This window comes from Hymenobacter cellulosivorans (assembly GCF_022919135.1).
Taxonomy (GTDB): domain Bacteria; phylum Bacteroidota; class Bacteroidia; order Cytophagales; family Hymenobacteraceae; genus Hymenobacter; species Hymenobacter cellulosivorans.
Map to the genome: position 1 here is coordinate 299,609 of NZ_CP095049.1, position 22,448 is coordinate 322,056.

A 22,448-nucleotide genomic window follows, 5' to 3' on the forward strand; every position below is an offset into this window, starting at 1 on the left:
CAAAATCGGAAGGCGGGGCGGCCGGGTTAAGCTGGCTTCTCTACGGCTAAAAGCGTACTTTCGCGAACCCTAAACCAGACCATTCTGGTTATACCCAAACCTTCCCCACCCAACCGCTCTTTTCATGGAACTTGTAGCCACCGAAAATCAAACAATGATTGCCCAAATGGTGCGCGACTTCGGCGCAACCCACATCAAACCCGATATGATGAAGTGGGATGAAAGTCAGGAGTTCCCCGTCGAGGTGTTTAAGAAGCTCGGTGAGCTGGGCCTGATGGGCGTGCTGGTACCTCAGGAGTACGGCGGCGCTGGTTTTGGCTACGTCGAGTATGTTACGGCTATTGCCGAACTCTCCAAGATTGACCCCAGCATCGGGCTGAGCATGGCGGCCCACAACTCACTTTGCACCGGCCATATTCTGCAGTTTGGCTCGGAAGAGCAGAAACACAAGTGGCTGCCCAAGCTGGCCTCGGCCGAGTGGATTGGTGCCTGGGGCCTGACCGAGCCCAACACTGGTTCTGACGCCGGCAACATGCGCACCGTGGCCGTAGAAGACGGTGACTACTACGTGCTCAACGGCGCCAAGAACTTTATCACCCACGGCAAGAGTGGCAACATTGCCGTCGTCATTGCCCGCACTGGCGAAGTCGGCGACTCCCACGGCATGACGGCCTTCGTGATTGAGAAGCCTACCGAAGGCTTTACTCACGGTCTGAAAGCCGACAAGCTGGGTATGCGCGCCTCGGAAACCACCGAGCTGATCTTCACCGACTGCCGCGTGCCCAAGGCCAACATTCTGGGTGAAGTCGGCGAAGGCTTCATCCAGTCGATGAAGGTGCTCGACGGCGGCCGGATTTCCATTGCCGCTTTGTCCTTGGGTATTGCCCAGGGTGCCTTCGAAGCGGCTTTGCGCTACTCGCAGGAGCGCCACCAGTTCAACCAGCCGATTTCCAACTTCCAGGGCATTTCCTTTAAGCTGGCCGATATGGCTACCGAAATTGAGGCGGCTTCCCTGCTCACCTACCGCGCAGCTGACATGAAGGACCGCGGCCTGAACGTGAACCAGGAGTCGGCCATGGCCAAGCTCTACGCTTCGGAAGTGTGCGTGCGCACCGCCAACGAAGGCGTACAGATCTTCGGCGGCTACGGCTACACCAAGGATTACCCGGCCGAGAAGTACTACCGCGACTCCAAGCTGTGCACCATCGGCGAGGGCACCTCGGAGATTCAGAAGCTGGTAATTGCCCGCACTTTGCTGAAGTAAAACCCCGCAACTCGATTAGGGCTTGCACGGTAAGAAAGAGCCTGTTATCTTTGCGACCCCTAAAGAAGAAAGTTTTTCATTCCAACTGAGCATATGATCATCGTCCAGATTAAGGATAACGAGTCTGTTGACCGTGCCTTGAAGCGTTTTAAGAAGAAGTTTGAGCGCACCGGCGTTCTGAAGGAGCTGCGTCGTCGCACGTTCTTCCAGAAGCCTTCGGTTACCAAGCGTAAGCAGAAGGAGAAGGCCGTGTACAAGCAGACGATGTACGCTACCGACAACTACTAGGTAGCAGCATACTGCCAGCTAGAAATTAACCGCCTGATTTGCTTTCCGAAGCGAATCAGGCGGTTTTTTCGCGTTCGTACTTTCCAGGATAATTCCATACATTGGGTATCCGGCCCTAGCGGTTCGGCACTCAGCGTATGGAATTATTTTTTGATTATCTGCGGTTCGAGCGGCGCTACAGCCCCCACACGGTGCTCTCATACCAAACCGACTTGCGGCAGTTTTCGGACTACCTGAAGGCTACCTACGAGCTCGAACAGCCCGAACAGGCTGACCATACCCTGATCCGGTCCTGGGTGGTGAGTCTGATGCAGCAGGAGCTGGATCCGCGCACCGTGAACCGCAAGATTGCCTGCCTGCGCTCCTACTACAAATTCTTGCTACGCACGAGTGTCATCAGCAAAAACCCGATGCTGCGCATCAAGTCGCCGAAGGTGGCCAAGAAGCTGCCCGACTTCGTGCCCGAAGACTCGCTCAATGGCCTGCTCAACTCGTTCGAGTTCCCGCCCACCTTCGTCGGCTCCCGCGACCAGGCCGTGCTGGAGCTGCTCTACGGCACCGGAATCCGGTTGTCGGAGCTTATTGGCATCAAGCACGAAGACCTGAGCCTGAGCGGCAAAACCGTGCGTGTGACGGGCAAAGGCAACAAGCAGCGCATCGTGCCGCTGAACCCCAGCCTGATAATAGTTCTGGAACGCTATATAGCGCAGAAGCAGGCCGAATTTGGCGGCGCCGACAACGCCCGCGGGCCCCTGCTCGTTACGGAGAAGCTAGAGCCACTCTACGAAAAGCTCGTGTACCGTACCGTGAAGCACTATTTAAGCCAGATAACAACGGCCTCCTCGCAGCAGCACCCCCACGTACTGCGGCACTCCTTTGCCACGCACCTGCTTAGCAAAGGCGCCGACCTGAACGCCATCAAGGAACTGCTGGGCCACGCCAATCTGGCCGCTACGCAGGTATACACGCACTTATCGATTGACAAGCTCAAATCCGTATTTGAAAAGGCCCATCCTAAGGCCTAGTTGTTTCCTTTTCTTTTACCCAAACCCCTAAGAACGATGAAAGTACAGATGCATTCGGTACACTTTGACGCCGACCAAAAATTGCTCGATTTCATCCAGAAGCGCCTCGATAAGCTTGAAACTTTCTATGACCGGGTCACGGAAGGCGAGGTAATTCTGAAACTCAATAACAAGGACGGCATCGATAACAAAACCGTCGAAATTAAGCTGCTTGTTCCGGGTACCACCCTATTCAGCCAGGAAGACGCTCCTTCGTTCGAAGCCGCTGCTGATGCCGCTACCGACAACCTGCGTCGCCAGATTACCAAGCACAAGGAAAAGATAACCAGCCACTAGGCACTCACCCCGCGGTTTTTCGACAAGAAAGACAGCCACAAAAAAGCCCCGCCGGAACACTACCGGCGGGGCTTTTTTGTACCTCAGCTTCAGGCTGCAGGATTTCCTAGAGTCCGAACTCGGCCTTAATCTTGTCGACGTAGTCGAGCTTTTCCCAGGTAAACGTTTCGAATGTCTTGGTTTCGCCGGAGGGCATCACCACTTCTTTGGTACCGGCCGGGCGCCCCATGTGCCCGTAGGCAGCCGACTCGGCGAAGATGGGGTTGCGCAGCCCGAAGCGCTGGACAATGGCGTATGGGCGCATATCGAAGAGCTTGTTGACCTTCTCGGCAATTGCACCGTCGGTCAGCAGCTCGCCGTTGGCACCCTTCACTTTGGTCGTGCCGTAGGTCGTCACGTAGAGGCCGACGGGCTGGGCCACACCAATGGCGTAAGCTACCTGCACCAAGGCCTGGTCGGCAACGCCGGCGGCTACGAGGTTTTTGGCAATGTGACGCGTGGCATACGCCGCCGAGCGGTCTACTTTCGAAGAGTCTTTACCCGAGAAAGCACCGCCGCCGTGGGCACCTTTACCACCGTAGGTATCCACGATGATCTTGCGGCCAGTGAGGCCGGAGTCGCCGTGGGGGCCACCAATGACGAACTTGCCGGTGGGGTTGATGTGGTAGGTAATCTGGTCGGTGAAGAGCTTCTGGGTTTCGGCGTCCAGACCAGCCTTCACGCGGGGCACCAGGATGTTGATAATATCCTCCTTGATGCGGGCCAGCATGTTTTCCTCCGACTCGTCGAAGTCGTCGTGCTGGGTGCTGACCACGATGGTGTCGATGGCCTCGGGCGTGTTGTCGTCGGCGTAGCGAATGGTTACCTGGCTTTTGGCATCGGGGCGCAGGTAGGTCATCTGCTCACCCATCTTGCGGATCTTGGCCAGCTCGTCAAGCAGACGGTGCGAGAGGTCCAGGGCCAGGGGCATGTAGTTGGCTGTTTCCTTGGTGGCGTAGCCGAACATCATGCCCTGGTCGCCGGCACCCTGCTCTTCGTCGCTGGCACGCTCCACACCCTGGTTGATGTCGGGCGACTGCTCGTGCAGGCGGTTCATCACCTCGCAGGTGTCGGCATTGAACAGGTATTCGGGCTTGTTATAGCCGATACGGCTGATTACGCCCCGTACAATGGGCTCGGCATCCACGTGGGCCGTCGACTTGATTTCCCCGGCTACCAGCGCAAAGTCGGTCGTGACCAGCGTTTCGCAGGCTACTTTGGCAGCGGGATCCTGCCGCAAATACTCGTCGAGGATGGCATCGGAGATTTGGTCGGCTACTTTATCGGGGTGGCCTTCCGAAACGGATTCGGAGGTGAATAGATACGGCATCAGGGTTCAATCTAGCGACTAGGGTCGGGAAACGAAGGGCCCGGCCTCCACCAATGGGCGGGTGCACGGGGCCGCAAAGCTAATTAAAAAGGCGTAGGTAGGCGCGCTGAATATACCAGCGCGGCTGAGCCACGGCAAGCCATGGTAGAGCCAGGTCGGTAAAACAGCCGTAACATTCCACCTGAATCAATCTGCGGGCCTTCAATAATTGAGGTGAATGCCGTAGCTCTCTTTCTCCAGTACGTCCTTCCACTGGGAAATCAGCTTTTTGTAGGCCTTGCCCACAGGCCGGATGTTACGGTCCATGTCATAAAGCCCGAGCGGGTTGATGCGGTTATTGTCTTCGCGCAGGGCCGTATCCCAATCGACCTGGTCGATGAGGGAGTACCAGGTGAAGCCGACCAGTGGTACGCCGTCTTGCTTGAGGCGGTGGGCATTGGCCCATTGCCGCCACAGCCAGTTCACGGCCAAGGGCTCCCGAATGTTGGTTTCGGTGTGCATCACGGGCAGGTGGTACCGGTCGAAATACTGCTTCGTGACGACGTAATAGCCGAAAATATCCCCACTGGGCACGATGCTGCCGTCGAGCTTGATGAGGTGCTCATTGGTTTCGTAGTAATCGTTGCCCATGATGCAGCGGGCCTTGATGTCGGACTTACCGAACCAGTGGTACTCGTCGCGGGTCATGCCGTTGTCGAGCAGGTACTCATACATCGTCACCGACACGGGGTAGCCGTAGGTCAGATCCAGGCTGAGGAAGCGCTTTTCGTTCATGAACTGTGCCTTGGGAATCAGCTCGGGGGCTTCGGGGTGGTAGTACTCCGAGCTTTCACTCTGAATAAAGGTGGCTTCGGGCTGAATTTCCAGAATGGCCTGCATGCCCATCACGTTGGCCTTGCACAGGTTTTTGAGCGTGGTTACGAAGTCCCGGTCGGAGGCTTTGCGCTCATTCCACCAACCCATCTGGGCCGAGAAAAAGGCCGCAATGTAGATTTCGTTGATGGGCGTGTAGAACTGGATGTAGGGAAAGCGCGTGGCAAAGGCCCGGCAATACTCGGCGAAGAGGCGGGGGAAATCGGGGTTCTGGAAGTTGCCAATCCAGTCGGGCACGCCGAAGTGGCACAGGTCCACGATGGGCGTGATGTTCAGTTCGCGCAGGGCGTTGAAAGTCAAATCGGTAAATTCCCAGTCGTACTTATCGGGGCCGAGGTGGGTTTTGTAGTAGGGCGGCCCGTAGCGCAGAAACTCGATGCCCATTTCCTTGACCAGCTCAAAGTCGCGCCGCCAGTTTTCGTAGTGCTTAGCCTTTTCCAGCTCGTCGACGCGCTTTTCCTGGCCATTTGGAAGTAGAATGGTGGGGTAGCTATTCTCGATGCCAGTGGCAAACATGAATTTATTGGCGGGCATCAGGGAGTGATTAATGGTGAGGTGAACCGAGCAGTAGCAGGGTTGTACGCTAGCAAGAAGCAAAGAGCGAATGGAGTTTTCATGAATTAGTCCCGGCGGCCAGCTATTCGGGCCGGAATAGCTCAACGTGCCGTCACTCAAAACCACCTTCACGATTAGCAGCAAATTATTTCTGCAAAGCGGAAAATATTTATTGTTTATCAATAAATATTCCTTCCTTTGGGCAACCTCTATTATCTCATTATGGCTCTTCCCTATACTACTCTCCCCCCCTTCCTGCGCTTCGTGCGGGTGCTGGCCGCCGCTCAGTACGTACTGTCGGCCATTGCCCTACTGCTTTTTGTGTTGAATAGTATACGCGACCTGAGACCAGACTCCCAAATGGCCTCCTACACGCTGCCCTCTTTGACGCTGGAAGTGAAGCACCCGCGGCAGGGGCAGGTCCACGGTGAGACCCTCGATTCTTTGAAGACTATGCCCGGGACGTTCCGCCTGGTGCCCAAAAGTCAAAGGCTCGCGCTGGTGTATGTTGAGCGGAGTTTTAGCAAACGGGTGGGCCTGATGATTCTGGGCCTTAACAACCATTCCGGGGGGCGTGGTTCTGTCGTCTTGACGCTTTACTCCATGCTCACGGGCATGCTGCTCTACCACATCCTAACGGACATGAGCCTGGCCTCACCTTTCACGGAGAAAAACGCCCGGCGCATCCGCTGGCTGGGCCTGCTCATGATTGGCGTCGACGTCTACCAGTACATAGCCTTCCGCTATATGCTGAGCATCGTGCCGCATTTCCGGGCGCCGGGGCTGAAGGGCACCGTGCTGGAGTACCTGACGCTGGACCCGGCCGAAGAAACCGGGGCCTGGAAATTCGGCTTAGTTTTGCTGGTCATTGCGGCCGTGTACCAGCGGGGCGTCGTCATGGCGCAGGAAGCCGAACTGACTGTATAATATGCCCATAATCGTAAACCTGGACGTGATGCTGGCCCGGCGCAAAATGTCATTGAGTACGTTGGCCGCTACCGTCAATATCACGCTGGCGAATCTGTCCATTCTGAAAAGCGGCAAAGCCAAGGCCATCCGGTTCAGCACCCTGGCCGCCATTTGCCAAGCCCTCGACTGCCAGCCCGCCGACATCCTGGAGCACCGCCCCGACCCGGCCGACTTGCGCCCGAGCGCCGAATAAACCCTCAACAAAAAAGCCTGCTACTTCTAGCAGGCTTTTTTGTTGGAACTAGCTGACGTTGGCACTTTCGGCCGGCACGCCCGCCGTGCCGAACCGGGCGTGCAGGTCGCGGCAGACGTGGGGTGCCACGCGCAGGTATTCGAGCACGTCGGTGGTTTTCTCGCTCGTCTTACCCTTATCGTCGACTTCGATAGTCACGTTTTCGAGCGAGAGGTAGCAGCAGTCTTCGTCCTGGGGCACGTGGAAGAGGTGCAGGCGGCCAAACGCACTGGGTGCTTCTTCTCCCGGTGCCAGGGGCTGCAGGTGGGTCCAGTCGGCGGCTTCGAGGGCGGCTTTGGTAGCTTCGGTGTCGGTGAAGGAAGCTGTGATTACCGGGAAAGTCAGCTTTTCGGCCCATTGACCCGTAGTTTCGGAGAAGGGCGTGGCGGCCTGGGAATGGGCCAGCGCCCAGGCGCAGAACAAGATTATGGCCAGCTCAATAAACCACACCACATACAGGGCCACCCCACTGAAGGTAACGGTGAAGATACTCCAGGTACCGTTTTCGGCCAGGCGGGGCAGCATACTGAGCACCATCCCGGGCTGGGTTAGTATACTCAGGAATACGTCACCGTCGAAGGTAGTGTGGGTGAAGGAGGCCCGGCGACCCAACGATTCGGTTTCACCCGCCCCGTTGAGCAGGGTCAGATACAGGGCCCACTGCACGTACCACGCCCACAGCCCCACGACTATAGCCAACCAGCCCACCAGCGCCGGATTCCGCAACTTGCCCATCGTGGTCAGGCCTTTGAGCACAATGGCCAGCCCCGCACCGAAGCCCACGGTCAGCAGCACGTTGATGTAGATGAAGGGGATGTACCAAGAGGCGTAGACGTAGACAAAGGCCAGCGGCACGGCTGCTACGGCGCCCAGCAGCAAAAAGCTCAGCACGCCGCCAATAGTTATTCGCTTGGAGGGTTGGTAATAAAGGTTCATAGGTGGAAAAGAAAGGAATAGAGAAAAGGAAGGAAGTGGCAATATCCGGTTAAAAATATTCAATGAATATTATATTTCTCGCGCTTCTTATGCTGATTTCCCGGCTACTGCTTTTTCGTTCTGCCCTATCGGCTTTGCATCAGGCACAAAAAAGCCCGGCTCCTGGCGGGCCGGGCTTTTTTGTGCCTGGTCTATGGGTTAGTTGCCGCTACTGCCGGAGCTGGTAGCGCCGGGCCGCAGGTTGGCTTCAAACAGCTTCAGGATACGCTTGTACTCGTCGGTCCAGGAGGCAGGCTCCACGAAGCCATGGTCTTCGACGGGGTAGACGGCCAGCTCCCAGTTTTCCTTGTGCAGCTCAATCAGGCGCTGACTCAGGCGCACGATGTCCTGGAAGTGCACATTGGTATCGACCATGCCGTGGCACATGAGCAGGGCCCCTTTCAGGCCATCGGCGTAGTAGATGGGCGACGAGCGGGCGTAGGCAATACTGTCGTTGTAGGGCGAGTTGAGGATGTTGTCGGTGTAGCCGTGGTTGTAGTGGGCCCAGTCGGTTACGGAGCGCAGGGCAGCGCCGGCCTTGAACACGTCGGGCTGGGTAAACATGGCCATCAGCGTGATAAAGCCGCCGTAGGAGCCGCCGTAGATGCCAATACGCTGGGGACTCACGCCATACTTCTCGGCCAAGAGCTTGGCCCCGTCCACCTGGTCGGTGAGGTCTTTGTCGCCCATGTAGCGGTAGATGCCCGTACGCACGTTGCGGCCGTAGCCGGCCGAGCCGCGGTAGTCAATGTCGAGTACCGTATAGCCTTTGTCTACCAGCAGGTTGTGGAACATGTACTCGCGCGAGTACTGACTCCACCACTTGTGGGCGTTCTGCAAGTAGCCGGCGCCGTGCACAAAGATGACGGCCGGGCCCTGGGCTTCGGCCTTGGCGGGCCGGTAGAGGCGGGCGTATACGTCGGCCCCGTCACGGGCTTTGATGGTAATGACTTCCGGGTCGCGCCAGGGGTAGCTCTTGAACTCCTCGGTCAGGGAATTGGTGACTTGCCGGGCCTTAGCGCCGGGCTTGTTGTCCATGACGTACAGCTCCCAGGGCTTGTTGGTGTAGCTGTAGCGCACGGCCAGGGTTTTCTCATCCGGCGACAGGGTTACTTCGCTGGCCCCCGGCATCGAGGTAATCTGGGTCATGGGGCCACCGTCGGCGGGCATGCGGTAGAAGTGCTGCTCGCCGGGGTGGGTTTTGTTGGCCGTCAGGTACCAGAGCTTTTTGTCGCGGCTGAGCTGGGCTTTCTGTACCTCGAAGTTGCCACTGGTCAGGGCTTTCTTCTGGCCGTTGGTCACGTCCACGGTATAGAGGTGGGAATAACCGGTTTCTTCGCTCTGAAACCAGACGCGCTTATTGTCGGGCATCCAGCCCACGTTGCCGGGGCCGTAGCCGATGCCGGGGCCGTTGATCCAGGCTTCGTCGCGCTGCCGGTCGAGTAGGCTGATTTTCTGGGTAGCCGGGTCTAGGCCGACAATCCAACGGTCCTTGTTGTCGCTGGAGCGGATGACCAGGAAGGCATGCTGCCCGTTTTCCGACCAAAATGGGCCGTAGGGCTCTACCCGGCGCAGCTCGGTGCCAGGCTTGTCCTTTTTGGGCGCACCGGCCTTGTCGGCGTCGGCGGCGGGAGCTTTGGCGGGCAGGGCGTATTCCTTGCGGTAGGCGGGCTGTTCATCGAGGCCCTTGAGCTCTTTGTAGCCGAGGACAAACGTGGTGTCACGCCCGATGTCGTAGATACCCAGCTCGGCCGTGGCCTGGGGCGCACCCACCTTGGTACGGGTCGGGATGTCCTCGGTGAAGCCCGAGGCCGTGACGAAGTTCGGCACTACGGCTACTTTCTCGGCGGCCGGCTCCTGGACCAGGCGGTAGGTTACGAAGCGGCCGTCGGGCGAGAGCTGCAGGCTTTGCACGGTTTGCTGCCCCAGCCAGATGGCCTTGGGGTTGAGGCGGGCCGTGGCCTTTTGCAGGCGCTGCCGGGCTTTCTGGTCCTGGTCGCGCTGCTTGATGATGTCGAACAGAGCCAGCTGCTGGGCCCGCAGAAACTTCTCGGCCTTGTCGGTGGGCTGGCCGCCAGCGGGGCGGCTGCCGCGGCGGAAGTCGGTGCGCTGCACGGTTTCGCCCGTGGCCGGGTCCCAGGTAAAGAGGTTGCCGCCGCGGGTGTAGCTAATCAGCTTGCCCTGCAAGGCAAAGCCCGCGTCGGATTCGCGCTCCGTCGTGCGGGTGACGCGGCGGGCCTTGCCGGACTTGAGGTCCAGCAGGAAAATGTCGCCGTCCTTCTCGTACACTTTGCGGGCGTACTTCTGGTCGTAGTCGCCGTTGGTGGTCGGCAAAGTACGTTGCTCGGCCAGGCTGACTTTGCGGATGGCCCCGCCGCTGGCCGAAGTGGAGTACAGCGAGTCGCGCCGGGCTTTTTCGGGGTTCCAGCTGAAGTAGATACGCTTGCCATCCTCGCTCCAGCCGATGTTGGAGGGTGCGCTGCCGATCCACTGGGCCGGGTCACGCATGATTTTTTCAACGGTCAGGGAGGTCAGCGGGGTGGCGGGCGGCGCTTGGGCCAGCACGGTGGCCGGCAACCACGCCAGCACGGACAACAGAGTAGAGGAACGCATAGGCAACGGGGAAAGGACCTGAAGGATGGCCCGCAAAATACGCAAGCCTCCGGCAAGGACACTACCGCGCCAACGGATGTTGCAACCCAACTTCCCCAGCCCCGACGAATTTGCCCCGGACTCTTACAGCCCGCCCTTCTCCCACTGCCGCAGCTCGGCCTGCAGATTGCGGCGGGCGGCGGCATCGAGCTTGTCCCGGAACAGCGGGGTTTGGAACAGAACAGGAGCCCCGAGCAGCTTTTCCAGCACCTGCTTGCGGCCCCGACGGTAAAGAATGTCGGGCACGAGGCGGTACTCCTGCCGCACCTGGCGGGCGTACTGCCAGTAGTCGGCCTCAGCGGCCCCCAGGATCTGCAGGTCGGCGTCGAGGAAGAGGTGTAGGTCGGTGTCGGCGGCGGGCTGGGGCTGGGTGTGGTCCTTGGTGCGCTCAATCAGGAAGCTCACCCGCTGCCGCCGCTCGATGGGCAGCGTCGTTTTGGCCAGAAACTCCTGAGCCAGGACCGCGCTGCGGGCCTCGTTGTCGTCGCGCATGGGGCTATACACCACATCGTGAAACCAGATGGCGAGCTGCACCACTTCCGGGTCGTGGAGCAGGGCTTTGTGCTGCTCGGCGGTTTCGAGCAGCTTACGGATGTGGGTCAGGGAATGGTAGTGCCGGCCGGAGGCTTCGTAGGCCGTGGCGAGCTGGCGGTAGGTGGCGTCACGTAAGGCTTCGGGCAAGCCCAGCCGGGTGGCCAGCTGGCCCCAGCGGGCTTCGAGAGTAGTGGGTATCATATACGGGGGTAAGAATAGTAGCTACTACGTACGAACAGGATGGGGAAAGCGGGGCACATAGAAGAAGATGGCAAAATTGTACTTTCCCAGCAGGCGCTTCGGGGAAGGTGGCGGGGAGATGGCGGGGAGGTCCAGGGTAGCCGGCGGGGCAGCGCAAAATGGAATTGGACCTTACCCAGATGGCCGGCCTGGCAGCGTGGAGCCGGCGCGGCTAGTTGGCCGTGGGGGCGCCGTAGGGGTTAGGCAGCCGGATTTCCAGAAACCGCTCGGGCGTGGGCAGAGGCTCGAAGCCGAACTGGGTGTACAGCCCGTGGGCATCGAGGGTAGCCAGCATCTTGCGGCGCAGGCCCTGCAGCTCGGGGTGGGCCCAGACGCAGCTCATGAGCCACTTCGACAAGCCTTGCCCCCGAAACTCGGGCAGCACGAATACGTCGCAGAGCCAGGCAAAGGTGGCGTAATCGGTGACGACGCGGGCAAAGCCGGCCAGGCGGCCGTCGGGGGCGTAGAGGCCAAAATTCAGGGAGTGGGCAATGGCCCGCTCTACCGTAGCCCGCGGAATATTCTGGGCCCAGTAAGAGTCGTGGGCCAGGTAGTGGTGAATAGCGGCCACGTCGAGTTGGGCAGGGTCGGTGCTGATGCGGAACTGGTGCGGGTGGGTGTGTTCGACGAAAGGCATACGCGGCGCGAAAAAGAAGTTCAGGAAAGAGGCCGGCCAAACCCTGGCTCTGGCCTACCTACAAAGCTACCGGCCCCGAATTCTCAAGCAAGCTAATCCATTGCGGCTTCTCTCTCGTTAAGACCTATTAAGGTTATTCTTTCACCCTCAACTGGTTGTCTATGAAACGTTTTGTCTACTGTATTGCTACTGCCGCGCTGTTACTAGGTTCTGCCGCCGCGCGGGCCCAAACGACCACCTTTACCGTGGGCGGCACCACCGTTTCCGTTTCGCCCCTGGCTTCTAACCTGAGCGTACCATGGGAATTGGTGTGGGGTCCCGACAACTTTATCTGGATGACGGAGCGCAACGGGCGCATCAGCCGGGTAAACCCTGATACGGGGGAGGTACTGCCCCTGCTCACCGTGCCCGACGTGGCCCAAACCGGGGAAAGCGGGCTGCTGGGCCTGGCCCTCCACCCCGATTTTGCTGCCTCACCCTACCTCTACATCGTCTACAACTACCGAGAGGGCAACGACCTGAAGGAAAAACTGGTGCGCTACACCTACGCTGCCAGCACCCGCACCCTAAGCAGCCCATTGGTGCTGCTGGGCAACATTACGGCCAACACCACCCACAGTGGCTCCCGCCTGCTAATCCTGCCCGACCGGACCCTGCTGATGACGACCGGCGACGCCCAGCTGCGGCCCGAAGCGCAGAACAGCAGCTCGCTGAACGGCAAGATCCTGCGGCTGAACCTGGACGGGACGGTACCGAGCAACAACCCCACGCCCGGCAGCCTGGTGTATTCGCTGGGCCACCGCAACCCCCAGGGCCTGACCCGGGCTTCCAATGGCAAAATCTACAGCTCAGAGCACGGGGAGACTACCGACGACGAAATCAACCTGATTGAGGCGGGCCGCAATTACGGCTGGCCCAGCGTGGAAGGCCTGTGCAATCTGCCGGCCGAACAAACATTTTGCGCGGCCAACAACGTACGCCAGCCCCTGCGTACCTGGACGCCGACCATTGCCACCGCCGGCCTGATTCACTACGACCATCCGGCTATTCCGGAGTGGCGCAACAGTCTGCTGATGGTGGCCTTGAAGGCCACCCGGCTGGTACAGATGCCCCTGACCTCGGCCACTGATGATATCGGCACCGAGAATACCTACCTGACCACGTTTGGGCGCCTGCGGGCCATCTGCGTGTCGCCGCAGGGCAAAATCTACGTCGGTACCAGCAACCGTGACGGACGCAATAGCAATCCGCCCGCCACCGACGACCGAATTTTGGTGCTCGAAAACCGCGCTTACCTGCCAGCTTCCACCGCCTCCGCCTCGAAAGCCGCCAAGCTGAGTGTGTGGCCCAATCCCGCCCAGGGTACCGTGACGTTGCGGCTGCCCTCGGCACCGGCGGCACCCGTGCAAGCCACCATTCTCGACGCGCTGGGCCGCGTGGCCCGCACCACGTATTTTGCCTCCGGTCAGGCTGATTTGCAGCTTACCCTTGCCGGCCTGACCCCGGGCATTTACGCCATACGCGCCCTGAGCGGCACTTCCTTTTACACCCAGCAACTGGTAGTCCGGTAAGCCGACGGAACCTAGTTGGAAAGCAAAAAAGGCGCTGCGGAATACCGCAGCGCCTTTTTTAGGCTTATCGGAAAGGCTTTACCCCTATTCCAGCACCACTTTGCGCGTGATGGTGTAGTCGCCGACTTTCACCCGCAGGGTGTAGATGCCCGTAGCCAGGCCTTTTACCGACAGTGGCGCTTCCACAGCCCCCGCCTGCACGGCCACCGACTGCGTCAGCACCTGTTGGCCCAGGGCGTTGAGCAGCGTAGCCTGTACGGCTTTGGTTTGCTCAGCTCCGCGGATGCGCAGGGTAACAGTGCCTGTGCTGCTGGGGTTCGGGAAGACGCTTACTTCACCGCCGGGCAACTCTTTGGCATTGCTCAGCACAGTCTGCCGGGCACAAATCGTGAAGGCACCCGTGGCGTCGTTGGAGCCGTAGCCCGCCACCATCACGTAGTATTGCGTGCTGGGAGCCAGGGTTACGTCGAAAGAGCCAACGGTTTGGTTGTTGCCACTGCTGGCGCGGCACGCCACCTGGGTGAAGGCCGTGGAGCAAGCTGCTGCAGTGAAAATCCGCACCTGGCCAGCGGGGCCGCCGGTGGTGGTGATTTGCACACTTCCGGCCGCGGCACTGGTCGTCATCGTGAACCACACGTCTTTCGGCGAGTTGGAGGTAGTGCAACCCGGGTTCACGTAGCCGTTGGCCACGCTGGTGGTAGCGCCGGTGTTGTTGCCGTTGACGGGCGTGCAGGCCGCGCTGGAAATTGGCAGGTTCACAGCGCCGCACGCATCGTTGTTGGCCGGGATGGGAGCCGGAGTCGAGAAGCACACGGGGCCTGTAGCCGGGCTTGTACCGGCAGTAGCCCCAGTGTTGCCGCAGTTCTGCGACACGTAGTAGCAGTACTCGGTGTTGGCGGTCAGGCCGGTTATATCCACGAAGGTACCGGTGAGGCCCGTCAGGCGCGTGCCAGCCGACGAACCGGGCGTAAAGCCCTGCGGACCGTATTCTACGTTGAAAGTGGCACCAGCCACGGTAGAGGTTACGGCCCAGTTCAGACGGGCGCTGGTCGTGGCAATGTTTGAGGCATTCAGGCCTATTGGAGCCGGGCAAGCCGAGTTGGAGCGCACACACAGCTTGAAGCGGCCAAATACGTCGTTGCCGTACTCAAACACGCGAATGTACAGCACCTCGCCAGGCGTCCGGCCCGTGAGTTCGAGTTGGGAGAATAATCCATCACCACCGTCGTCATTACAATTTACTACGGTTAGTGCGCCGCACGTGCCGGAATAGATGGCCATACCCGTATCCTTCAGGTCACTGCCCGCCACGGAGTCGGTGGTAGCAATGAGGCTGCCCGTTGAAGGCACTACCACCTTGAACCATACGTCGCCGCCGGTGTAGCTCGAGCAGCCGGGCGCCGGAATATTAGACGACGCGGTAGCGCCGGCATTGGTGGCCACAATCCGGTTGCTGCACGTGCTGCCAAACTGCACCGTTACTTCCGTAGCCGTAGCACATTCGTCGTTGGCAGGCGGTGCCGCCAGCGTGGTAAAGGCCACCGGGCCACTGGGCAGGCTGCTGCCGCTCGTGCCGCCGCAGTTCTGGGTTACGTAAAACTGGTACGTGGTGCCGCTAGCCAGATTCGTCAGGTTCACGGAGGTCGTGGTAGCAGTTACCACGGTGCCCTGGGTAGAGCCCGGCGTGAAGCCACGCGGACCGTATTCAACCGTAAAGGGGCCACTGCCTGCCGGCGACGTCCAGCTTAGCGTGGCCGAGGTCAGGGTGACAGCCGAAGCAGCCAATCCGGTTGGCGCAGCGCAAGTTGGCGGAGGCGTTACGCAGAGCGTGAAGGCACCCGTAGCCGTGGTTGAGCTGTAGCCCGATACGAAGACATAATAGGTCGTGCTCGGGGTCAGAGCCGTCAGGTCCAAGGTACCGGCAGTTGCCGTCGAGCTAAACTTACAGCCCACCTGCGTGAACGGCCCTGTGCAGCTAGCTGCCGAGAAAACGCGCACCTGCCCGGCGGCAACACCCGTCGTGGTTACGCTGACGGCCGTGCTGCTGGCCCCCGTAGCGGCCGTGGTAAACTTGTACCATACATCCAGAGGCGAGGCAGCAATACCGCAGCCAGGGTTGGTATAGCCACTGGGCGTAGTGGTGGTAGCACCGTCGTTGGTTCCCTGCGTCGGCGAAGCGCAGCCGGCCACTACCGGAACCGTAATAGCCCCGCAAGGCTCATCGTTGACGGGAGGCGTTGTGATGCAGATGGTGAATGCGGCCGCAGTAGCCGAAGGTACCGTGGCACTGTAAGAGAACACGCGTACGTAATACGTGTTACCTATCGTCAGACCCGTGTACAGCCTCACGCTGGGGTCCGAAAAACCTACCGAAGTCAGGCTGCCACAGGAGCCCGACAACAGTTGTTGCACGTAGTCGCCCGAGCCCGTCAGCGTGACGGTATGAGAAGTAGCGGTAGCAATAAACTTGTACCATACATCATCATCGGCCGTGCCAACCGGAGCTACCAGGGTGCCAGGGCCAGTCGCACCTACCAGCGTACCGTTTGTAGCCGCCGTGCAGGTAAAGTTTGCACTGGGAGTAAGGGTAATGGCAGCTGCGCACTCATCATTGGCCGGGGGAGTAATCGGCGTGGGCGTCGTGACGCAAATCGTGAAGGCAGATGCCGCTGTGGAGAGTGTAGTAGAGGCGTAAGAGTATACGCGCACATAATACACAGTGCCGACGCTCAGGCCGGTGTAAGTTTTGGCATTGGGGTCGGAGAAGCCTACCGAGGTCAGGCTGCCGCAGTTGCCCGACAGCAGTTCCTGTACGTAGTCACCTGTGCCCGTCAGCGTGACGGTGTGTACGGCTGCAGTAGCCGTGAACTTGTACCACACGTCGTCGTCAGCTGCTCCAACGGGAGTAGCCAGGCCCGCCGTGCCCGAGGCGCCTTCTATAGTGCCGCTGGTAGCGGCCGTGCAAGCAGCATCCAGGGCTGCCGGCGTAAGCGTAACGGCGTTGGCACAGGCATCATTAGCTGGCGGCGTGCTCGTCGTAACGCAAATCGTGAAGGCCGCGGCGGCACTCGCCAACTGGGTAGTGCCAAACGAATACACGCGCACATAATACACGGTGCCGACACTCAGGCCCGTATAGGTTTTGACGTTGGGGTCCGAAAAGTCGAATGAGGTCAGACTGCCGCAGGAGCCCGTCAGCAGTTCCTGTACATAATTGCCCGTGCCCGTCAGCGTGACGGTGTGTACGGTCGAGGTGGCCGTGAACTTATACCACACATCGTCGTCGGCTGTACCAGTTGGGGCGGCCAGACCGGTCGTACCGGTAGCGCCTTCTATCGTGCCGTTGGTAGCAGCGGTGCAAGCCGCGCCAGTGGTGGCCGGAGTCAGGGTTACGGCATTGGCACAGGCATCATTGTTAGGAGCCGGCGACGAGGTAACGCAGATAGTGAAAGCCGCCGCGGCTGCCGTGGGGAACGTTGCACCGTAGGAGTACACACGCACATAATACACGGTGCCTACAGTCAGCCCCGTATAGGTCTTAACGCTGGGGTCGGAATAATCGACGGGAGTCAGGCTGCCACAGGAGCCCGACAGCAGTTGCTGCACGTAGTCACCCGTGCCCGTTAGCGTGACGGTATGTACGGCCGCAGTGGCCGTAAACTTGTACCACACGTCATCGTCGGCCGTGCCAACCGGAGCTACCAGGGTACCCGGGCCCGTAGCACCTTCTACAGTACCGTTGGTGGCTGCCGCGCACGTGGCGTCAGCGGCCGGAGTCAGGGTCACAGCGCCGGCGCACTCGTCGTTGGTGGGCGGACCGACGGCGCGGGTCGTAAACGAGCCCACGGGGCTCACCAGGCTGGTGCCGGCGCTACCGCCGCACACCTGGGTCACGTAAAAATCATACGCCGTATTCGCCGTCAGACCTGTCAGGGTCACGGAGGTGGTAGTCGAGGTAACGGTAGTAGCAGCGCTGGAGCCGGGCGTGAAGCCTTTCACTCCATACTGAATACTATACGTGCCGCTACCGGTAGCCGTCCAGGTCACTGCGGCCGTGGTATTGGTCAGCGCGGATACGCTCAGGTTGCGCGGCTGGGGGCAGCCCGTGGCGGCCGGAGGTGTAAATGCGTACACCTGACCGGTAGCCGGCTTGGTGAAGATATTGGTGTTTTCAGTGGTTGAGCTAGCCGTCGGAGCAGCCGTAGCATCGCTCAACGACAGGTAAGAGCCCGCACCGGTACCCGTACCCGCCAGCCCGATGGAAGCACCCGACGAAGCAGTAGCGTTAATAGCTCCCGATTCCTGACGATAGATGAACTCGACCCGATTGGAACCCTCGTACAGCTTTACCTGAAAAGACAGGCCGGCAGCGTTGGAGTTCCAGCGCCATTCCCAGTTAATCCACTCAAAGGTGAACACCCGGTTGGGAGCGGTACCGGTCGTACTGTAAGAGCCCGTAGCCGTGGCCCCGGTGGGGTTGCCATCCAGGTCGTCGAGCAGCGGTGCTACCATGGGACGAGTAGCCGCCGACACACCCGCCAGGGTTGCAGCAGGGTTGCTGGTGCCAGCTGTGTTGAAGCTCAGCCAACCATTGGAAGAAGCCTTTACTTCCGTGAAGGTAGCACCATCAAAAACAAAGCTAAATCCTAATGGAATGGCCGGCGACAAGTAGGTATCAGCTGTCATGCCGGATAGCACTGTGCCGCCGCTAATTGGGGTGAAAGTACCCTGCGACGCGGCGAAGGTATACGTGTCGACCTGCGCCTGAGCGGTTCCGGCCAACCCCAGCCAGAAGCTGAGTACTAAGAGGGCGGCTCCTTGCCAGCGCCGACTGTACCTTATAGTACAATCAGTTATGCGTTTGACTAATTGGGGTAAAGGTTTTTTCATCATCAATAGCTAGATGGGGTGAAAAGAGAAAAAATGGTAAATAGGTGGGATTGATAAGAAATAGAGCGGAGTGGATTCTGAGGTTCAGCACGCCGGCTGAATGTCCTAAATCTAAGACAGAGTTTTGTAATTGCGAAACGCTATACTCTGATTTGTCTTCAATTTTCCTTTTTTTGTTCAATTGGCATTATCAACCGAATTTTGCTGTACTTTTTTATGACTATAAAACAAAATCCGTATATCTTACGGCAACGTTCTTCCCACCTATTGCTACGTGTCACATCTTTTTAACTCTTGTTTCAGTACATGAAGAAACTTTTACATGCCACCTACATTCTAGCAGTTGCTTGGTGTATTTCGCTAATCGGGATATCGAGTGCGCACGCTTCCCACATTCAAGGAGGACAGCTCACGTATGAGGCTTTAGGGAACAACCGCTATAAAGTATCCCTAACTGTATTTCGCGACTGCGGCGGAGCTGCTTTCAGCACCATCAGCGCCAAACTGAACTTCAGCAGCACCGGCTGCGCTTCCGGCCCCGAACTTCCCATGACCCTGACCGGCAATCCGGAAGCCGGCAGTCCGTACTGCGCCAACACGCCCGGCGGCGCATCGCAGTGCAGTGCGTCTTCGTTGACTAACTACCAGAAAGGTACCTTTGAAGCGACCATCACGCTGCCCCCGGCCGCGGAGTGGATCATCAGCGTGACGCTGAACGCCCGGCCGGGTGTGGCCAATATCAACCCCGGCACCGGCAACTTGTACTATGAGGCCCGGCTAAACAATCTGTTACCCAACGGCACCCAAATCAACAATACCTCGCCCCAGTACCAGGCTCAGGATATTCCGATACCGTTCGTGTGTAAGTCGCAGGAGCGTACCATTTCCTTTGCCACTACTGAGCCCGATGGCGACTCTCTGGTATACGCTCTGGCAACTCCTTTGCAGGGCTGCAACGAGCCCAACACGTACAAGTCGTACACGGGCGGTATTCCATTCATCGACCTAACCCTGCCCGGTGGTGACCCATGCGGGGCTTATATTAAAGATAACCAGGGCACCTACAGCCCCACCTACCCGCTTGCCTCTTACAACATGACGGGTGCTTGCCCCCTGAAGACGGCCGTTAAAGCGTTTAACTTCAACCCCAACCTCGGCACGTTTACCTTCACCCCCGCTAACTTCAACACGGCCATTAACTCGGCCGAAAACAAGTATGTAGTGGTAGGCCAAGTAACGGAATACCGCCGCTTTACCGGCGCCAACGGTAAACCAGTGTATTACAAGGTAGGCCAGGTACGCCGCGATATGCTGGTAGTGGTTATCGACTGCAACAACAACAACCTGCCCGGCCCCCCTATCGGCAGCGGCTTCGACAAGTCGGGGGTGAAAATTGTCAACTCCCGCGACTCTACTTTCGTCACGGCCTACACCTGCAACTACACCGAGGTCCGCTTCCGCTTCAGCGACCCGAACCCCGGCGACATTCTCACGGTGAGCCACCCCGAGCTGGACCCCTCTATCCCGACGCTGGCCAAGCCTACTTACCTGCCCTCCGACGTAGCCACCTTCCAGCTGCTGGGTAATGGGACTGCTTCGCCGGCCGGTATCCTGCGGATTCAGCCCGACATTGCCTTCCTAGGCAAAACGTACCGGATTCCGGTTAAGATTGAAGACAATGCCTGTCCCTTCAAAGGCATTCAGTACCGGACTATCGTACTCAAGATTGAAAAAGGCAACTTCGCCAAGGTTGTAGCCTCTACATCCGACCCGGTAGTCTGCGCTGGTACGCCCGTAAGCCTGACGGCCAGCCCCTTCCGGCCCGACTCTGTGGCGGGCAACCCGGCGCGCTACGGTTATAAATGGGATGCGGCTCCAGGCCTACCCACGGCTCAGCTCACCAACCAGAAGATTACCGTAACGCCCACTGTAACGACGCGCTACCACGTCCGAATTCTGGGCCTGGACTTCCGCGAAGGAACCTGCTCCGACACGGCCTCGGTACTGGTACGCGTGCAGCAGGCCGTGAAAGCCACAGCGGCTACCAGTGTGCCCTTAGTTTGCTCGGGGGGTTCCGCCTCACTTACGGCCACGGCGGCCCGACCCGGCAATGCCCAGGAAACCTTTACCTACCAGTGGACAGCGGCCAATGGCCTGAGCACTGCCGATGCCACAAAGGCGACCCTGACGGTGAAGCCCACTGCCACGACCCGCTACAAGCTGCGCGTTGCCAGCACCACGGCCAACGCCGTATGCGGCACCGACACGGCTTCGGTTCTGGTACGGGTGGCCCAGCCCATCGTGACGGCTTTCAAAGTAGATTCAGCCGCTGTCGGTGGCCGCAGCATCAAGCAGCCACCCTTGCTCTTTACCTTCACCAACCAGTCGAAGGTAGCGGCCCAGCCCAATACCGTGCCCCGCTATCAGTGGAGCTACCAGCGCATTGCCAATTCCAAAGGCCAGGCCATCAATGATACGGAGCAGGAATTCTCGAAGTCCAGCACCGTAGCAACTCAGCAGTTCATGATTGCCGGTATCTATAAGATTCGCCTGCGCTCGTCGCTTGTAATCGGGGCGGCCAGCAGTTCGCCTTGTCAGGAAACGCTGGCCGAAGTAAACATCCGCGTGCCCGACTCCCAGGTACCCAACATCTTTACGCCCAACGGCGACGGTATCAATGATGCCTTCGTTATTTCCACGGAAGCCATCAACAGCAAGATCCAAATCTTCAACCGGTGGGGCCGACAGGTATTCAGCACGGATAGCTACCGCAACGACTGGACCGGTGACGCCCAGCCCGCCGGGGTGTACTACTACATGCTCACGGACGTGAAAGGGACAACCAGCAAGGGCTGGGTAGAGTTGGTGCGCTAACTCCCACCCTGCTTACAAGACCTAAAAAAGGCGCTGCGAACCCGCAGCGCCTTTTTTGTTGGAACACCGGGCCGCTACTGGCCCAGCCGGTGACGCTCGTTTTTCACGGCATTCGACAACGTCCAGGGTACTTCGTGGGCAAAAGGGTGCTGCCGAACGGGGCATTCGGGCATGTGGCACAGCGAACAGGCGGCAAACGTACAGGGGTCGGCGTGCACGAACATTTCCACTTCTACGTCGAAGCGCTGCTTAATCAAGTCCTCAATGCGGTTGAGCTCGTTATGAGTTTCTTCCAGGCTGAAATAGTAGGGCATCTGCATGTGGCAGTCGATGTGCAGATTGGCCCCGTAGCGCAGCACGCGCAGGTTGTGCACGTCAATCCACGGGGGCAGGCGGTGCTGTTGCAGCTCGGCAATGACCTGCTCTACCGTCGCCACATCCGACTCATCCATCAGCGCAGACACCGATCGGCGCACCATCCGGTAGCCGTTCACGACGATGAACACGCCCAGCAGCAAAGCGGCCCCGGCGTCGAAAAGCACGTTGCCCGTAAAAATTACCAGCACCAGGGCCACGCACGAAACCAGGGTACTCAGGGCATCAATGTACAGATGCTGCCCGTCGCCGACTAACGCCACGGAGTTCATCTTTTTGCCGGAGCGCACCAGCAGAAACCCCACAGCCAGATTGACCAGGGCCGTAGCGGCCAGCAGGTACATGCCCGCGTCGGGCCGCTCTACGGCGTGTGGTTCCAACACGGCCATTACCGCGCTGTAGAAGATGTAGATGCCGGCAAACAGGATGAGGGCACCTTCGAAGCCAACCGACAGGTACTCTACTTTCCCGTGGCCATAGGGGTGGTTCTCGTCTTTGGGCAGGTCGGAGAGGTAAAGGCTGTAGAGGGCAAAGCCGCTGGTAAAAACGTTGATAATCGACTCCAGTGCGTCGGTTAGTACGGCCTGCGACGCCGTGAGGGAATAGGCGTAAAACTTAATGGCAACCAGCCCTACGCTGACAACCAGCGACAGTAAGCCAAGCCGGTTCTTCGATTGGGTAAACGTCATGGAAGGGAGAGGTTGAGCAAAATTGAGCCCGCAAAAGTCCGGCAAAAAACCCACTTCCCTACGGTTTGCAACCTTTTTCGGCTAAATGAGTATTTAAATT

At 59.1% G+C, this 22,448-nt stretch carries 16 protein-coding genes; 8 read left to right on the forward strand and 8 right to left on the reverse strand.

The window, feature by feature from the left end:
- Nucleotides 1–124: 124 nt before the first annotated feature.
- The 4 genes from MUN80_RS01410 to hpf all read left to right on the forward strand — a co-directional run bounded on the left by MUN80_RS01410 (nucleotide 125) and on the right by hpf (nucleotide 2,913).
- A complete protein-coding gene (locus MUN80_RS01410; protein WP_244718641.1) occupies nucleotides 125–1,264 on the forward strand; it encodes an acyl-CoA dehydrogenase family protein in 1,140 nt (379 codons plus the stop codon).
- A gap of 93 nt (nucleotides 1,265–1,357) precedes the next feature.
- The gene (rpsU, locus tag MUN80_RS01415) at nucleotides 1,358–1,552 is read left to right on the forward strand and encodes a 30S ribosomal protein S21 (protein ID WP_100337199.1); all 195 of its coding nucleotides are present in this window, start codon (nucleotides 1,358–1,360) and stop codon (nucleotides 1,550–1,552) included.
- Nucleotides 1,553–1,689: 137 nt separating this feature from the next.
- A complete protein-coding gene (locus MUN80_RS01420) occupies nucleotides 1,690–2,577 on the forward strand; it encodes a tyrosine-type recombinase/integrase (RefSeq protein WP_244718643.1) in 888 nt (295 codons plus the stop codon).
- A gap of 36 nt (nucleotides 2,578–2,613) precedes the next feature.
- Complete coding sequence (gene hpf / locus MUN80_RS01425; RefSeq protein ID WP_244718645.1) at nucleotides 2,614–2,913, forward strand: ribosome hibernation-promoting factor, HPF/YfiA family; 300 nt, start codon at nucleotides 2,614–2,616, stop codon at nucleotides 2,911–2,913.
- 106 nt (nucleotides 2,914–3,019) lie between these two features.
- Here hpf and metK read toward each other — a convergent pair whose 3' ends face one another.
- Together metK and MUN80_RS01435 are read right to left on the reverse strand one after the other, a co-directional pair.
- Entirely contained in the window at nucleotides 3,020–4,282 is a 1,263-nt protein-coding gene (gene metK / locus MUN80_RS01430) for a methionine adenosyltransferase (protein ID WP_244718647.1), read from the reverse strand.
- Nucleotides 4,283–4,483: 201 nt separating this feature from the next.
- Nucleotides 4,484–5,689: a family 1 glycosylhydrolase gene (locus MUN80_RS01435; RefSeq protein ID WP_244718649.1), complete on the reverse strand. Its 1,206-nt coding sequence runs from the start codon at nucleotides 5,687–5,689 to the stop codon at nucleotides 4,484–4,486.
- A 243-nt stretch (nucleotides 5,690–5,932) separates the two neighbouring features.
- Here MUN80_RS01435 and MUN80_RS01440 point away from each other — a divergent pair, with 243 nt between their 5' ends.
- The gene (locus tag MUN80_RS01440; protein WP_244718651.1) at nucleotides 5,933–6,637 is read left to right on the forward strand and encodes a DUF2975 domain-containing protein; all 705 of its coding nucleotides are present in this window, start codon (nucleotides 5,933–5,935) and stop codon (nucleotides 6,635–6,637) included.
- Between the two features lies 1 nt (nucleotide 6,638).
- On the forward strand, nucleotides 6,639–6,872 hold the full coding sequence (locus MUN80_RS01445; protein ID WP_244718653.1) for a helix-turn-helix domain-containing protein: 234 nt from the start codon (nucleotides 6,639–6,641) through the stop codon (nucleotides 6,870–6,872).
- Nucleotides 6,873–6,920: 48 nt separating this feature from the next.
- Here the strand turns inward: MUN80_RS01445 and MUN80_RS01450 are convergent, their stop codons facing one another.
- From MUN80_RS01450 to MUN80_RS01465, 4 genes are all read right to left on the reverse strand, one after another.
- Nucleotides 6,921–7,847 (reverse strand): hypothetical protein, encoded by a 927-nt coding sequence (locus MUN80_RS01450; protein ID WP_244718656.1) that lies wholly within the window; start codon nucleotides 7,845–7,847, stop codon nucleotides 6,921–6,923.
- Nucleotides 7,848–8,045: 198 nt separating this feature from the next.
- The gene (locus MUN80_RS01455; RefSeq protein ID WP_244718659.1) at nucleotides 8,046–10,499 is read right to left on the reverse strand and encodes a S9 family peptidase; all 2,454 of its coding nucleotides are present in this window, start codon (nucleotides 10,497–10,499) and stop codon (nucleotides 8,046–8,048) included.
- Nucleotides 10,500–10,622: 123 nt separating this feature from the next.
- Nucleotides 10,623–11,273 (reverse strand): HD domain-containing protein, encoded by a 651-nt coding sequence (locus tag MUN80_RS01460; RefSeq protein WP_244718662.1) that lies wholly within the window; start codon nucleotides 11,271–11,273, stop codon nucleotides 10,623–10,625.
- A gap of 211 nt (nucleotides 11,274–11,484) precedes the next feature.
- Entirely contained in the window at nucleotides 11,485–11,949 is a 465-nt protein-coding gene (locus tag MUN80_RS01465; protein WP_244718665.1) for a GNAT family N-acetyltransferase, read from the reverse strand.
- Nucleotides 11,950–12,110: 161 nt separating this feature from the next.
- Between MUN80_RS01465 and MUN80_RS01470 the strand changes: the two genes are divergently transcribed.
- Nucleotides 12,111–13,520, forward strand: coding sequence for a PQQ-dependent sugar dehydrogenase (locus tag MUN80_RS01470; protein WP_244718667.1), 1,410 nt, complete (start codon nucleotides 12,111–12,113; stop codon nucleotides 13,518–13,520).
- Nucleotides 13,521–13,604: 84 nt separating this feature from the next.
- Here MUN80_RS01470 and MUN80_RS01475 read toward each other — a convergent pair whose 3' ends face one another.
- Nucleotides 13,605–18,413 carry an NIDO-like domain-containing protein gene (locus MUN80_RS01475; protein WP_511181442.1) on the reverse strand — a complete coding sequence of 1,603 codons (4,809 nt, stop codon included), beginning with the start codon at nucleotides 18,411–18,413 and terminating at the stop codon, nucleotides 13,605–13,607.
- A 303-nt stretch (nucleotides 18,414–18,716) separates the two neighbouring features.
- Here MUN80_RS01475 and MUN80_RS01480 point away from each other — a divergent pair, with 303 nt between their 5' ends.
- Complete coding sequence (locus tag MUN80_RS01480; protein WP_244718673.1) at nucleotides 18,717–21,284, forward strand: T9SS type B sorting domain-containing protein; 2,568 nt, start codon at nucleotides 18,717–18,719, stop codon at nucleotides 21,282–21,284.
- A gap of 74 nt (nucleotides 21,285–21,358) precedes the next feature.
- Here MUN80_RS01480 and MUN80_RS01485 read toward each other — a convergent pair whose 3' ends face one another.
- Nucleotides 21,359–22,348 (reverse strand): cation diffusion facilitator family transporter, encoded by a 990-nt coding sequence (locus MUN80_RS01485; protein WP_244718676.1) that lies wholly within the window; start codon nucleotides 22,346–22,348, stop codon nucleotides 21,359–21,361.
- Nucleotides 22,349–22,448: the final 100 nt, after the last annotated feature.

Excerpts from the sequence above, each read along its gene's own strand:
- MUN80_RS01410 (WP_244718641.1), top strand. The coding sequence starts at position 125 with ATGGAACTTGTAGCCACCGAAAATCAAACAATGATTGCCCAAATGGTG.
- rpsU (WP_100337199.1), top strand. The coding sequence starts at position 1,358 with ATGATCATCGTCCAGATTAAGGATAACGAGTCTGTTGACCGTGCCTTG.
- MUN80_RS01420 (WP_244718643.1), top strand. The coding sequence starts at position 1,690 with ATGGAATTATTTTTTGATTATCTGCGGTTCGAGCGGCGCTACAGCCCC.
- hpf (WP_244718645.1), top strand. The coding sequence starts at position 2,614 with ATGAAAGTACAGATGCATTCGGTACACTTTGACGCCGACCAAAAATTG.
- metK (WP_244718647.1), bottom strand. The coding sequence starts at position 4,282 with ATGCCGTATCTATTCACCTCCGAATCCGTTTCGGAAGGCCACCCCGAT.
- MUN80_RS01435 (WP_244718649.1), bottom strand. The coding sequence starts at position 5,689 with ATGCCCGCCAATAAATTCATGTTTGCCACTGGCATCGAGAATAGCTAC.
- MUN80_RS01440 (WP_244718651.1), top strand. The coding sequence starts at position 5,933 with ATGGCTCTTCCCTATACTACTCTCCCCCCCTTCCTGCGCTTCGTGCGG.
- MUN80_RS01445 (WP_244718653.1), top strand. The coding sequence starts at position 6,639 with ATGCCCATAATCGTAAACCTGGACGTGATGCTGGCCCGGCGCAAAATG.
- MUN80_RS01450 (WP_244718656.1), bottom strand. The coding sequence starts at position 7,847 with ATGAACCTTTATTACCAACCCTCCAAGCGAATAACTATTGGCGGCGTG.
- MUN80_RS01455 (WP_244718659.1), bottom strand. The coding sequence starts at position 10,499 with ATGCGTTCCTCTACTCTGTTGTCCGTGCTGGCGTGGTTGCCGGCCACC.
- MUN80_RS01460 (WP_244718662.1), bottom strand. The coding sequence starts at position 11,273 with ATGATACCCACTACTCTCGAAGCCCGCTGGGGCCAGCTGGCCACCCGG.
- MUN80_RS01465 (WP_244718665.1), bottom strand. The coding sequence starts at position 11,949 with ATGCCTTTCGTCGAACACACCCACCCGCACCAGTTCCGCATCAGCACC.
- MUN80_RS01470 (WP_244718667.1), top strand. The coding sequence starts at position 12,111 with ATGAAACGTTTTGTCTACTGTATTGCTACTGCCGCGCTGTTACTAGGT.
- MUN80_RS01475 (WP_511181442.1), bottom strand. The coding sequence starts at position 18,413 with ATGATGAAAAAACCTTTACCCCAATTAGTCAAACGCATAACTGATTGT.
- MUN80_RS01480 (WP_244718673.1), top strand. The coding sequence starts at position 18,717 with ATGAAGAAACTTTTACATGCCACCTACATTCTAGCAGTTGCTTGGTGT.
- MUN80_RS01485 (WP_244718676.1), bottom strand. The coding sequence starts at position 22,348 with ATGACGTTTACCCAATCGAAGAACCGGCTTGGCTTACTGTCGCTGGTT.